The organism is Aquabacterium sp. (assembly GCF_030652515.1).
Lineage (GTDB): Bacteria > Pseudomonadota > Gammaproteobacteria > Burkholderiales > Burkholderiaceae_C > Aquabacterium.
Map to the genome: position 1 here is coordinate 21395 of NZ_JAUSAR010000055.1, position 11964 is coordinate 33358.

An 11964-nucleotide genomic window follows, 5' to 3' on the forward strand; every position below is an offset into this window, starting at 1 on the left:
CCTTTATCGAATTTTCCGGTACAGCGGCTCACCGGGGTGGATCTGCCTGTAGTCCTCGCGGTGCGGCGAGTGCAGCAGGGACTCACTCAAGCCCAAGCCCAGGTAGCCAAATGGCCGCAGGCTTTGGTGCAGCAAGGTGTGAACATGATTTTGTCCTTGCGGATCAAAGTACATCGTCACATTGCGGCAAGAAATGAACTGAAAATCGTTGAAAGACGCATCGGTCAGCAGGTTGTGAACGCCGAAGACGACGTTGTCCAGCAGGGCGGCGTTGAACTGCCAACGCCCATCCAGGCGGGTGCAATAGTCGGTCAAGCAGCCTTGGCCACCGGCTTGCCGGTAGTTGTGCTCATACTCCGCCAGCAGGTGGTCTTCAAATCGGCCGGTCTGGGCCTGCTGCAACGCGGCTTCGCTCAGGTCGGTGGCGTACACGCGGCACCGCTGGGCCAGGCCTGCCTCGTGCAGCAGGATGCGGTAGGACATCACTTCCGGCCCGGTGGAGCAGGCGGCCACCCACAGTTGCGAGCTGGGGTAGGTGGCCAGGAACGCGATGTTCTTGCGAACCTGCCGGTAATAGCCATCGTCCCTGAACAGCGAGGTCACGTGCAGCATCATGGCCGCACGCAGGCGTTGCAGGCAGTCGTGGTCGGCGCGAACCTTGGACACCAGCCCCGTGATCGAACCGGCACCTTCCTGGTCCACGGTGGACAGCACACGACGCAACAGGGCCGAACGCTGGTAGCGCCGAAAGTCCATGCCGCTGAGCGACGACACCGCTTCAACCAGTTGACCCAGTTCGGCGCGCAGGTGGGCGGGCATCCTGGTCATTCCGTCAGCCACACACGCAGCATGGCGCGCAGGCGGTCCATGTCCACTGGCTTGGCCAGGTAGTCTGATGCCCCAGCTTCCAGGCAGGCCGCGCGGTCACCGGGCATGGCTTTGGCGGTCACCGCGATGATGGGCAGCATCGCAAACTGCGGCAGCTTGCGGATCCGGCGGATGGTCTCCAGGCCATCGATGGTGGGCATCATCACGTCCATCAACACGACGTGCGTGTCGGGGTGCTCGTGCAACATGTCGATGCCCGCCAGGCCACTTTCGGCGTGGATCACATGGGCACCATAAGTTTCCAGCGCGGCCGAGATGGCGAAGATGTTGCGCACATCGTCGTCCACCACCAGGATGTTCTGCCCGGCCAGCACCGGGTCTTCGCTGCGGCTGCGATCGATCAGCTGGCGGGCGCTGGGTGACAGGCGCGAGGGCTGGCGGCTCATCAGCAATGACAGCTCGTCGATCAGCCGTTCGGGCGAACCCACGCCTTTGATGATCAAGGCCTGGGCTTTTTTCATCAGGCTGAGTTCTTCGGCACGAGGCATGGAGCGGCCCGTGTAGACGATCACAGGCGGGCTGGCGCGGCCCAGGCGTTGGTTCAACTCGTCGATCAGGGCGCCACCGTCCATGTCGGGCAGACCCAGGTCGATGACCACGCAGTCAACTGGCGTGGCCGCGATCGCTTCAAGCGCCTCGGCGGCCGTGGCCACGCCCTTGGCATGGATGTCGCCATTGCCGATCAGGTCGAGCACGGCGGCCAGTTGAGCCGGGTCGTCTTCGACCACCAGCACATTGCGCTGCCATTGCGTCAGGCGGGCCAGGCGAGAGCGCAGTGTGGCGGTCAAGGTCTCGATGGATTCGGTGGGCAGCAGGGTGTAGGAGGTTGCGCCCAGGCGCAATGAGCGCTCGCGTTGGTCTTCGTCGCAGATGACGTGGATGGAGACGTGGCGGGTCTGGTGGTCCTGTTTGAGGTGGCCCATGGCCATCCACATCTCGCCCCGGTTGACCGTGCCGTCCAGCACCACCAGCAAGGGAGGGTGCGCCTCGCAGGCGGCCATGACCTGGGCGAACTCGGGGAGTCGAACCAGTTCGATCGGGTAGTCCTTCAGCATGTCCGACAGGCTGCGGACCAGGGCTTCGTTGTCACTGACCACCATCAGCGTGCTGTGGTTGGCGGGCAGTGATGGCGCGATGGGCGCCATCACGGTGCCCGCCGGGTCCGGGTGGCTCAAAGCCGCGACGGGTGCGCCTGACGGGGCCGACAGTGCGGCATCTGCCGGCAAGTACAGCGTGAAGGTGCTGCCTTGACCGGCTTCACTGGTCACCTCCAGCGAGCCGCCCAGCAGGTGGGCCAGCTTCTGGCTGATCGACAAGCCCAGCCCCGTGCCGCCGTACTGCCGAGCGATGCCCGAGTCGCCTTGTTTGAAGGCTTCAAAAATGCGGGCCTGTTTTTCCAGTGGGATGCCAATGCCGGTGTCTTGCACGCTCATGCTCAGCCGAGCGGGCAGGCCGTCGGCGGCCGCCGCCATGCCAAAACGCAACACAACGCGGCCTTGGGCCGTGAACTTGAAAGCGTTCGACAGCAGGTTCTTCAGAATTTGCCAGACCCGGCCCTGGTCCGTGTGCAAGGTGTCGCTCAACGCGGGGTCCACTTCGATCACGAAGTCGACCTTCCTGGTTTGCGCCACGTGCGTGAAGGTGTCGCTGGCCAGCTGCACGAGGTTGGCGCAGGGCACCTCGGTGATGTCGATGTGGGTGTTGCCCGATTCGATCTTGGCCAGGTCCAGGATCTCGTTGATCAAGGCCAGCAAGTCGTTGCCCGCACCGTGGATGGTCTTGGCGTATTGCATTTGCTTGCTGGACAGAGGGTGCTCCACGTCCTCGGCCAACAGCTTGGACAGGATGAGCAGGCTGTTCAGTGGCGTGCGCAACTCGTGCGACATGTTGGCGAGGAATTCGGACTTGAAGGCCGAGGTCTCGGTCAGCTGCTGCGCCTTCTGGTCCAGCGACAAGGTCAACTGGCGCAACTCGGCATTGGCCTGATGCTGCTCCTCATTGGCCATCATCAGCTCTTCCTGCTGCTCGCGCGCCAGCCGCTCGGAGGCCCGCAACTGCTCGCTTTGCAGCGCCAGCTCTTCGTTGCTCAGCTTCAAGGCATCTTGCTGCTTTTGCAGGGTCAGGGTCAGGGCGGTCTGGGCCTGCAAGGCGGCTTCGGTGCCCTGCTTGGCCTCCAGGGCATTCAACATCAAGCCCAGGCCTTCGCTGAGGCGGTCCAGGAACTCGCGCTGGATGTCGCTCAGGGGCTGCATCAAGGCGATCTCGATCACCGCCCGCACTTCGGCTTCAAAAGCGATGGGGCCCACGAAGACATGCCTGGGCCTGGTTGAGCCCAGCGCGGAGTCCACCTTGAAGTAATCCTCAGGCAAGTCCGACAGCAGCAAGGTGCGCCCTTCAATGAGGCACTGACCGGCCAGGCCTTCGCCAGCGTCCAGGTGTTGACTGGCCTGGTGGGCCGCGAAATGTGCGCGCCGCGTCAGCCCTGGCCGACCATGGCGCTCTTCGCGCATGTACAGCACCAGGCAGGGCGCTGCCAGCAAGGTGGCCAGTTGGGACAGGGTGGCCTGGCACACACTCTCCAGGTCCTTGCCCGCCTGGAAAATGGGCGTGAAGCTGGCCAGGCTGGATTTGATCCAGTTCTGCTCGGCGGCGGTTCGCTCGCGGTGTTCAATGCGTTCAACCATCTGGTTGAACACCCCTGCCACGCGCCCGATCTCGTCATGCGCGGTGGCGATGATGCGGTGTGCATAGTCGCCTTCGCCCACCCGTTTGGCGCCGCTTTCAAGCCTCAGCAGAGGCTGCGTGATGCTGCGCACCGTGGCCATGCCAAAGAAGATCACCAGGATGGTGGCGGCTGCCGTGGCGATCAGCACCGCTTGGCCGGTTTGCCTGAGCGTGGCCGCTTGCGCCTCCTGGCGGGTGGTCAGCAATTGGCGTTCGTAGGTTTCCATCTCCTTGATGAGGGCGCGCGCCGCATCGCCTTGCCGCTGTCCTTCATCGAGCAGGTCGTCAAGGTTGGCGTAGGGCAGCTTCTGCTCAAGGCGGGGCATGATGTTGTCCAACCGAACGGCCAGGGCGGTGCCCAAGGCATCGACCCGTTCTTGCTGGGCGGTGTTGTCCCGGGTCAGGCGCTTGATGGCCTTGACGGCATTTCGCGCCTCCGAGGCCAGGTTTTTGGTGGCCTGCCGGTAGCTGTCCTGCGGGCTGAGCATGAAAGCGCGGGCGCTGCTCTCGGTTTCGGCCAGCAGGGCTCGGGTGTTCTCCAGTTGCTGCTGGACTTCCAGCGTGTGGGTCACCCAGCGTGCGCTTTCATCGATCTCGGTGATGCGCTCGCGATACAGCGCACCCACGGTGATCAAAGCGAACAGCGCAGGAATGAACCCAAGACCCAGCTTGGTCGCGATGGACAGTCTCATCCCGCTTGTCTCCTTTTTCAGGCATGGTCTCTCAGAGACCGGCCTATTTCAAGGGCAGGGGCTTCAGGTTGGATGCGCTGTTCTTCAGTCGTTGTTTTTGTGTTGACTTCAAGCTTTTGCCAGCCACTTGCGGGCCAGGTTGACCCACAAGGTGGCCCCCAGCGGGATCAGTTGGTCATTGAAGTCATAACTGGGGTTGTGCAGCATGCACGGGCCCAGGCCATGCCCACCTTCGCGGTGTGCGCCGTCGCCATTGCCGATCAGGAAGTAGGCACCCGGAATGGCCTGCAGGTAGTAGCTGAAATCCTCGGCGCCCATGGTGGGCTCGAACTCCAGCACGTTGTCCGCGCCCACCAGCTCAGCCATCACCTGACGGACGAAATCGGTTTCTGCGGGGTGGTTGATGGTGGGCGGGTAGTTGCGGCTGAACTCGAACTCACATTCAGCGCCAAAGGCCGCGCAGGTGTGCTGGGCCACAGCCCGCATGCGCTCTTCAATCAAGTCCAGCACCTCGGTGGTGAAGGTGCGCACGGTGCCCTGCACGGTCACGAAGTCGGGCACCACATTGGTAGCCTCGCCCGCCTGGATCATGGTCACCGAGATCACGCCCGTGTCGATGGGCCGCACATTGCGCGTCAGGATGGTCTGAAAGGCCTGCACCATCTGGCAGGCCACCGGCACCGGGTCGATGCCCAGGTGCGGCATGGCCGCGTGCGAGCCCTTGCCGCGCACGGTGATGTGGAACTCGTTGCTGGAGGCAAAGCAGGGGCCGGGCTTGATGGCGAACTGGCCCACGGCCATGCCCGGCCAGTTGTGCACGCCAAAAATGGCCTGCATCGGGAAGCGGGTGAACAGGCCGTCGCGCATCATGGCCGCCGCACCACCGCCGCCTTCTTCGGCAGGCTGGAACACCAGGTAGACCGTGCCTTCAAAGTCGCGGTGTTGGGCCAGATACTGGGCAGCGGCCAGCAGCATGGCGGTGTGGCCATCGTGGCCGCAGGCGTGCATGCGCCCGGCATGGCGGCTGGCGTGGGCAAACTGGTTGCGCTCGGTGATGGGCAGGGCGTCGATGTCGGCGCGCAGACCCACCGCGTTGGGCCCCGGACGGCCCTGGATCACACCCACCAGCCCTGTCTTGCCCAGTCCCCGGTGCACCTCAATGCCCCAACCGGCCAGTGTGTTGGCGATCAGGTCCGAGGTGCGCACCTCTTCAAAGCACAGCTCGGGGTGCGCGTGGATGTCGCGGCGCAGAACCTGGATCGATTCAGCCTGATCCAGCAAAGAGGGCAGCACCAATGACGACAGGTCGGAGATGTCGGCGGACATGGCGAAAGGAGCCTGATGAGGAGGAAGCCTGGATCTTACCCGTGGGCCCCGGACAAGGCCAGCACTGGCCTGGCGAACGCTAAACTGTCGACCCATCTACCCCATCAGGAATCCGCCCCATGGCCGACATCAAAATTCAGCGTTCCCATGCCTTGGGCATGGACAAAGCCCGTGCCCTGGCCCAGGACTGGATGAGCGATGCAGCCAAGCAACTGGGCCTGACCTGCAACCTGGTGCAGGGCGATGGCGAAGACACCATCAGCTTCGAGCGCATGGGCGTCACCGGGCAGATGAAAGTGCGCGCCGATGCCTTCGAGCTGGACACCAAGCTGGGCATGATGATGTCGGCGTTCAAGCCCCTGATCGAGGCCGAAATCGACCGGAACCTGGCCAACATCCTGGCCAAGGCCGAAGGCGGCACGCCCACGGCTTGAGCAGGCCGACACGTTCGCCATGAACCTCGGTTTTGACGCGCTGCCCGATGCCTGCGACGTGCTGGTCGTGGGGGCTGGGCCGGCAGGCAGTGCCGCGGCCTTGCGTCTGGCGCGTGCCGGGCGGTCGGTGGTGCTGGTGGACCAGCAGGCTTTTCCCCGCGACAAGGTGTGTGGTGATGGCCTCATCCCTGATGCGCACCAGGCGCTGCGCGGACTGGGTGTGCTGGACGAGGTGATGCGCCATGCCCAGGCGGTTGGCCACGTGGCCTGCATCGCACCCCGCGGCGGGCGGGTGGATGTACCGGGCGAGCTGGCGGTGCTGCCACGCAAAGTACTGGACGACATCCTGTGCCGCGCGGCGGTGGCGGCCGGTGCCCGCATGCACGCGCCGGTGCGTTTTTCCTCTCCCCTTGAAGAGGGCGGCGTGGTGGTGGGTGCGCGGCTGCAGCAAGGCGATCGGCAGCATGAGATCCGGGCGCCATGGGTCTTGCTGGCCACGGGCGCCGTGCCGCAGGCCTTGTTGGCCGCGGGCATGGCCGAGCGCCACACCCCCAGCGGCGTGGCGCTGCGCGGCTACATCAGGAACGACGCCATGGTGGGGCGCATCGATCGCCTTGAAATCGTTTGGCATCGAGCGCTGCGCCCGGGCTATGGCTGGATCTTTCCATGTGGCGATGGGGTGTTCAACATCGGCGTGGGCATCTCCGAGATCCGCCAGGCCCGTGCTGGCAACCAACCCAACCTGCGCCAGATCTACGACAGCTTCACCCGCGTGTACGCCCCGGCGCGCGAGCTGGTGCAAGGCGGTGTGCCGATGGGGGAGATCAAAGGCGCACCTTTGCGTTTCAACCTGGAGGGCGCGCGCTTTTCAAGGCCAGGCTTGCTGGTCTGCGGCGAAGCGGCGGGCAGCACTTACTCGTTCACGGGCGAGGGCATCGGCAAGGCCTTGCACACCGGCATGTTGGCCGCCCAGGCGGTGATCGATGGGCGCGAGAAGGGCTGGGGCGATGCCCAGGTGCGTGCCAGCTTCGAGGGGCAACTGAACGCCCTCAAGCCGCGCTTCAAGATGTACCAGCGCGCCAACTGGGTCAACCGTCAGCCCTGGTTGGCCGACGTGGTGGTCTGGCGCGCGCAACGCAGCGCCAAAATCCGCCAGCGCATCAGTGGCCTGCTCGATGAAACCAGCAACCCCGGCCACCTGCTGACGGCCAAGGGCTTGCTGAAACTTTTCACCGAATAGCGATCACTTCACTTCTTCAGCGATTCGATCAGATCGATGTAGGTTTGCTTGGCCTGGTCGGACGTCTTGCCCTTGAGGGCGGCCCAGGCGTCGTACTTGGCGCGCGCCACGAAATCCATCATGCCAGGGCGGTCGCCTTGCACATCGCCCACGGTGGCTTGCTTGAAGAGCGAGTAGATCTTCAGCAGGGTGTCGTTGTCGGGCTTGGCAGGCAGCAGCTTGGAATTGGCCACAGCGGCTTCGAATTGGGTGGTCAGGTCGGTCATGTCTGTCTCCTTATGGGTCTGCCAATCTTACTGCTGACTCTTTCGGCCATCAGCCCCTTGATCACGGTGGCTGTTGGCCCGCATGCGGCAGGCTTTTGACGCGCTCCCTACAATGCGGCACCTCATGAGTGCAGTTTCATTCCAACAAGTCACCAAATCCTACGTTTCGGCCGGGCGAGAAGTCGCGGCCTTGCAGGGCGTCAGCTTTGACATCAAAGAGGGCGAATTCTTCGGCCTGCTGGGGCCCAACGGTGCCGGCAAAACCACCCTCATCAGCATCCTGGCGGGCTTGAGCCGAGCCACCACCGGCAAGGTGGCGGTGCAGGGGCACGATGTCGTCACCGACTATGCCTTCGCGCGCCGCCAACTGGGCGTGGTGCCGCAAGAGCTGGTCTTCGACCCCTTCTTCTCGGTGCGCGAAACCTTGATGATCCAGAGCGCCTATTTCGGGCTGAACAAAAACGGCGCCTGGGTCGACGAGTTGCTGCACCACCTGGGTTTGAGCGACAAGGCCGATGCCAACATGCGCCAACTGTCGGGCGGCATGAAGCGGCGGGTGCTGGTGGCCCAGGCCCTGGTGCACAAGCCACCGGTTATCGTGCTGGACGAGCCCACGGCGGGCGTGGATGTGGAGTTGCGCCAAACACTTTGGCAGTTCATCGCGCGGCTCAACAAGGAAGGCCACACGGTGCTGCTGACCACGCATTACCTGGAAGAGGCCGAGGCCTTGTGCCACCGCATCGGCATGCTCAAGCAGGGCAAGCTGGTGGCGCTGGACCGCACCTCGGCCTTGCTGGCCGGCACGGCCCACACCATGCTGCGTTTCAAGACTGATGATCCTTTGCCGGTGGGGCTGGCCGAGCGGGCCCGCATCACCGGCCGCATCGTGCAACTCCCGGCCCATGACGCGGCCGAGATCGAGCAGATCCTGGCCACCTTGCGGCAAAGCCAGTGCCGGGTTGAAGACCTGGAAATCGGCCGGGCCGACCTGGAAGACGTCTTCCTCAGCATCATGCAGGGGGTGCACGCATGAGCGGCCTGATCAACGCGCTGGGCCTGTCGGGTGCCCGGCCGCTGTTTGTCAAGGAAGTGCTGCGTTTCTGGAAGGTGGCCTTCCAGACCGTGGCCGCGCCCGTGCTGACCGCCGTTTTGTACCTGCTGATCTTTGGCCACGTGCTGCAAGGCAAGGTCGAGGTGTTCAACGGCGTGGGCTACACCCGCTTCCTGATCCCCGGCCTGGTCATGATGAGCCTGCTGCAGAACGCCTTTGCCAACAGTTCCTCGTCGCTGGTGCAAAGCAAGATCACTGGCAACCTGGTGTTCCTGCTGCTGACGCCGCTGTCGCACCGGGCTTGGTTTGTTGCCTATGTGGGTGCGTCGCTGGTGCGGGGGCTGGCCGTGGGGCTGGGCGTGTTCCTGGTCACGGGCTGGTTCGCGCCGCCCGGCCTGGCCGAGCCCTGGTGGGCGGTGATTTTCGCGGTGCTCGGGGGCTCGCTGCTGGGCGCGCTCGGCCTGATCGCCGGTCTGTGGGCCGAAAAATTTGACCACATGGCGGTGTTCCAGAACTTCATCATCATGCCCATGACGTTTTTGTCGGGCGTGTTCTATTCGGTGCATTCGCTGCCGCCGTTCTGGCTGGGCCTGTCGCACCTGAACCCGTTTTTCTACCTGATCGATGGTTTCCGGCGCGGTTTTTTTGGCGTCAGCGATGTCAGCCCCTGGCTCAGCCTGGGCGTGGTGGGCAGCGCCACACTCGGGGTTTCGCTGATCGCCCTGCACCTTCTCAAGACCGGGTACAAAATCCGGCATTGACCGACCTTTTTCGTTTGATTTTGCCGAGAGCACCCACCATGGCCGACCCCACCGCCGCTGAAGTCCAGCACTACATTGCCGAGGGCTTGCCCTGCGCCCACCTGGAAGTGGAGGGCGACGGCCAGCATTTTTTCGCCACCATCGTCTCCACCGAGTTCGAGGGCAAGAACCGTGTCGCCCGCCACCAGCGCGTTTACCAGGCCCTGGGCGATAGAATGCGGGCTCAGATCCACGCCCTGTCGATGAAGACATTGACCCCGGCGGAATGGGCCGAAAAAGCCTGATCTGATCGCGAATTTTCGTTATTTACCGATTCACCCCGGCGCGAACTGCGGAACCAGACCTCCGCTGACCTCGCGCCCTTTGTGCTTTTCATGGACAAACTCCTGATCCGTGGCGGTCGCCGTCTTCAAGGCGAAGTGACCATTGCCGGCGCCAAGAATGCCGCGCTGCCCGAACTGTGCGCCGCGCTGCTCAGCGCCGAGCCCGTGACCCTGGCCAACGTGCCCTTGCTCAAGGACGTGGCCACCACGTTCAAGCTGCTGAGCAACATGGGCGTGGTGTGCGAGCGCCATGCCGACCAGGACGACCACGTCACGCTTGACGCTGGCCGCGTGAACAACCCCGAGGCCCCCTACGAGCTGGTCAAGACCATGCGCGCCTCGATTCTGGTGCTGGGCCCATTGCTGGCCCGCTTTGGCCGCGCCCGCGTGTCGCTGCCAGGTGGCTGCGCGATTGGTTCACGCCCGGTTGATCAGCACATCAAGGGCCTGCAGGCCATGGGCGCGCAGATCACGGTCGAGCATGGCTACATCGAAGCGCGCACTGCCTTGGGCGCCGATGGCCAGCCGCAGCGCCTGAAGGGCGCGCGCATCACCACCGACATGGTCACCGTCACCGGCACCGAGAACCTGCTGATGGCCGCCAGCCTGGCCGAAGGCGAGACCATCCTTGAGAACGCGGCGCAAGAGCCCGAGATCACCGACCTGGTCGACATGCTGATCGCCATGGGCGCCAGGATCGAAGGCCGTGGCACCCACCGCCTGCGCATCCAGGGCGTCGACAAGCTGCACGGTTTGAGCAGCAGCGCCCCGCACCAGATCATCCCCGACCGCATCGAGACCGGCACCTTCCTGTGCGCCGTGGCCGCCACCGGTGGCGACGTCACCCTGCGTCGCGCCAATGCCGACCACCTTGAGGCCGTCATTGAAAAGCTGCGCGAGGCTGGCGTGTCGATCGAATCGGGCGAGGACTGGATCCGCGTGCAAGCCAGCGGCCGCGCCAAGGCCGTGGGTTTCCGCACCCGCGAGTACCCGGCTTTCCCGACCGACATGCAGGCGCAGTTCATGGCGCTCAACTGCGTGGCCGAGGGCACGGCCGTGATCCATGAAACCATTTTTGAAAACCGCTTCATGCACGTCAACGAGCTGGTGCGCCTGGGCGCCCGGATCGACATCGACGGGCACACGGCGGTGGTGACGGGCGTGCCGCAGTTGTCGGGCGCCATCGTCATGGCCACCGATTTGCGCGCGTCCGCGGGCCTGGTCATCGCAGGCCTGGTGGCCGATGGCGAAACCCTGATCGACCGCATCTACCACCTTGACCGGGGCTACGACCGCATGGAAGCCAAGCTGCGCGCCATCGGCGCCGACATCGAACGAGTCAAGGCCCCCGCATGAGCAACCCCGGCATGATCACCCTGGCTTTGTCCAAAGGCCGCATCTTCGAAGAGACCTTGCCCTTGCTGGCCGCCGCCGGCATCGAGGTCACCGAGGACCCTGAAAAGTCCCGCAAGCTGATCCTGTCCACCAACCGCCCCGACGTGCGCGTGGTACTGGTGCGCGCCACCGATGTGCCCACCTATGTGCAGCATGGCGGCGCCGACATCGGCGTGGCGGGCAAAGACACCCTGATCGAGCACGGCGGCGACAACCTCTACCAGCCGCTGGACCTGAACATCGCCAAGTGCCGCATGAGCGTGGCCGTGCGCGCCGACTTCGACTACGCCACGGCGGTCAAGCAAGGTTCGCGCATCCGCGTGGCGACCAAGTACACGACGATTGCCAGCGAGCACTTCGCCAACAAGGGCGTGCACGTGGACCTGATCAAGCTGTATGGCTCGATGGAGTTGGCCCCTTTGATCGGTGTGGCCGATGCCATCGTTGACCTGGTTTCCACCGGCAACACGCTCAAGGCCAACCACCTGGTCGAGGTCGAAGAGATCATGCAGATCTCCTCGCGCCTGGTGGTCAACCAGGCTTCGCTCAAGCTCAAGCGCGAAGCCATCCGCCAAGTCATCCAGGCCTTTGAATCGGCCATCCCTGCCTGAGTCCTTGCACGACACCATGACCGTCAACATCCGCCACCTCGACACCGCCCAGCCTGACTTTGAAGCCGCCTTTCACAAGGTGCTGCATTGGTCGGCGGCCACGGACGTCGAGATCGAAAACCGCGTCGGCGCCATCCTGGCCGATGTGCGTTTGCGGGGGGATGACGCTGTGCTGGAGTACACCGGGCGTTTTGACCACCTCCAGGCCGACAGCGTTGCAGCGCTGGAGTTGGGTACGGCCGAGCTGAAAGCA

Annotated in this window: 12 protein-coding genes; 8 read left to right on the plus strand and 4 right to left on the minus strand. The window is 64.2% G+C overall.

Going from position 1 to position 11964, the window contains the following annotated elements; all coding sequences use genetic code 11:
* Positions 1 to 3 precede the first annotated feature (3 nt).
* The 3 genes from Q7V20_RS06885 to Q7V20_RS06895 form a co-directional block, all read right to left on the minus strand.
* Entirely contained in the window at positions 4 to 819 is an 816-nt protein-coding gene (locus Q7V20_RS06885) for a protein-glutamate O-methyltransferase CheR (protein ID WP_304788532.1), read from the minus strand.
* 5 nt (positions 820 to 824) lie between these two features.
* Positions 825 to 4304 (minus strand): response regulator, encoded by a 3480-nt coding sequence (locus tag Q7V20_RS06890; RefSeq protein ID WP_304788534.1) that lies wholly within the window; start codon positions 4302 to 4304, stop codon positions 825 to 827.
* 108 nt (positions 4305 to 4412) lie between these two features.
* Positions 4413 to 5630 (minus strand): M20 aminoacylase family protein, encoded by a 1218-nt coding sequence (locus Q7V20_RS06895; RefSeq protein ID WP_304788535.1) that lies wholly within the window; start codon positions 5628 to 5630, stop codon positions 4413 to 4415.
* 119 nt (positions 5631 to 5749) lie between these two features.
* Here Q7V20_RS06895 and Q7V20_RS06900 point away from each other — a divergent pair, with 119 nt between their 5' ends.
* Together Q7V20_RS06900 and Q7V20_RS06905 are read left to right on the plus strand one after the other, a co-directional pair.
* The gene (locus Q7V20_RS06900; protein ID WP_304788537.1) at positions 5750 to 6064 is read left to right on the plus strand and encodes a polyhydroxyalkanoic acid system family protein; all 315 of its coding nucleotides are present in this window, start codon (positions 5750 to 5752) and stop codon (positions 6062 to 6064) included.
* A 19-nt stretch (positions 6065 to 6083) separates the two neighbouring features.
* Complete coding sequence (locus tag Q7V20_RS06905) at positions 6084 to 7304, plus strand: NAD(P)/FAD-dependent oxidoreductase (protein WP_304788539.1); 1221 nt, start codon at positions 6084 to 6086, stop codon at positions 7302 to 7304.
* 8 nt (positions 7305 to 7312) lie between these two features.
* Here the strand turns inward: Q7V20_RS06905 and Q7V20_RS06910 are convergent, their stop codons facing one another.
* Entirely contained in the window at positions 7313 to 7570 is a 258-nt protein-coding gene (locus tag Q7V20_RS06910) for an acyl-CoA-binding protein (RefSeq protein WP_304788541.1), read from the minus strand.
* Between the two features lie 124 nt (positions 7571 to 7694).
* Between Q7V20_RS06910 and Q7V20_RS06915 the strand changes: the two genes are divergently transcribed.
* From Q7V20_RS06915 to Q7V20_RS06940, 6 genes are all read left to right on the plus strand, one after another.
* Positions 7695 to 8603 carry an ABC transporter ATP-binding protein gene (locus Q7V20_RS06915; RefSeq protein ID WP_304788543.1) on the plus strand — a complete coding sequence of 303 codons (909 nt, stop codon included), beginning with the start codon at positions 7695 to 7697 and terminating at the stop codon, positions 8601 to 8603.
* A complete protein-coding gene (locus Q7V20_RS06920) occupies positions 8600 to 9382 on the plus strand; it encodes an ABC transporter permease (protein ID WP_304788545.1) in 783 nt (260 codons plus the stop codon). The genes Q7V20_RS06915 and Q7V20_RS06920 overlap by 4 nt, the downstream gene beginning before the upstream one ends.
* A gap of 38 nt (positions 9383 to 9420) precedes the next feature.
* The gene (locus Q7V20_RS06925; RefSeq protein ID WP_304788547.1) at positions 9421 to 9666 is read left to right on the plus strand and encodes a BolA family protein; all 246 of its coding nucleotides are present in this window, start codon (positions 9421 to 9423) and stop codon (positions 9664 to 9666) included.
* A gap of 90 nt (positions 9667 to 9756) precedes the next feature.
* Positions 9757 to 11061 (plus strand): UDP-N-acetylglucosamine 1-carboxyvinyltransferase, encoded by a 1305-nt coding sequence (gene murA / locus Q7V20_RS06930; RefSeq protein ID WP_304788549.1) that lies wholly within the window; start codon positions 9757 to 9759, stop codon positions 11059 to 11061.
* The gene (gene hisG / locus Q7V20_RS06935) at positions 11058 to 11711 is read left to right on the plus strand and encodes an ATP phosphoribosyltransferase (RefSeq protein ID WP_304788551.1); all 654 of its coding nucleotides are present in this window, start codon (positions 11058 to 11060) and stop codon (positions 11709 to 11711) included. Before murA ends, hisG begins: the two co-directional genes overlap by 4 nt.
* Positions 11712 to 11727: 16 nt before the next feature.
* Positions 11728 to 11964 (plus strand): histidinol dehydrogenase (locus tag Q7V20_RS06940; protein ID WP_304788553.1); only part of this gene is annotated, 237 nt, incomplete at its 3' end.

Coding starts and splice junctions, on each gene's coding strand:
- Q7V20_RS06925 (WP_304788547.1), top strand. CDS start 9,421: ATGGCCGACCCCACCGCCGCTGAAGTCCAGCACTACATTGCCGAGGGC.
- murA (WP_304788549.1), top strand. CDS start 9,757: ATGGACAAACTCCTGATCCGTGGCGGTCGCCGTCTTCAAGGCGAAGTG.
- Q7V20_RS06900 (WP_304788537.1), top strand. CDS start 5,750: ATGGCCGACATCAAAATTCAGCGTTCCCATGCCTTGGGCATGGACAAA.
- Q7V20_RS06890 (WP_304788534.1), bottom strand. CDS start 4,304: ATGAGACTGTCCATCGCGACCAAGCTGGGTCTTGGGTTCATTCCTGCG.
- Q7V20_RS06910 (WP_304788541.1), bottom strand. CDS start 7,570: ATGACCGACCTGACCACCCAATTCGAAGCCGCTGTGGCCAATTCCAAG.
- Q7V20_RS06915 (WP_304788543.1), top strand. CDS start 7,695: ATGAGTGCAGTTTCATTCCAACAAGTCACCAAATCCTACGTTTCGGCC.
- Q7V20_RS06895 (WP_304788535.1), bottom strand. CDS start 5,630: ATGTCCGCCGACATCTCCGACCTGTCGTCATTGGTGCTGCCCTCTTTG.
- Q7V20_RS06885 (WP_304788532.1), bottom strand. CDS start 819: ATGCCCGCCCACCTGCGCGCCGAACTGGGTCAACTGGTTGAAGCGGTG.
- hisG (WP_304788551.1), top strand. CDS start 11,058: ATGAGCAACCCCGGCATGATCACCCTGGCTTTGTCCAAAGGCCGCATC.
- Q7V20_RS06905 (WP_304788539.1), top strand. CDS start 6,084: ATGAACCTCGGTTTTGACGCGCTGCCCGATGCCTGCGACGTGCTGGTC.
- Q7V20_RS06920 (WP_304788545.1), top strand. CDS start 8,600: ATGAGCGGCCTGATCAACGCGCTGGGCCTGTCGGGTGCCCGGCCGCTG.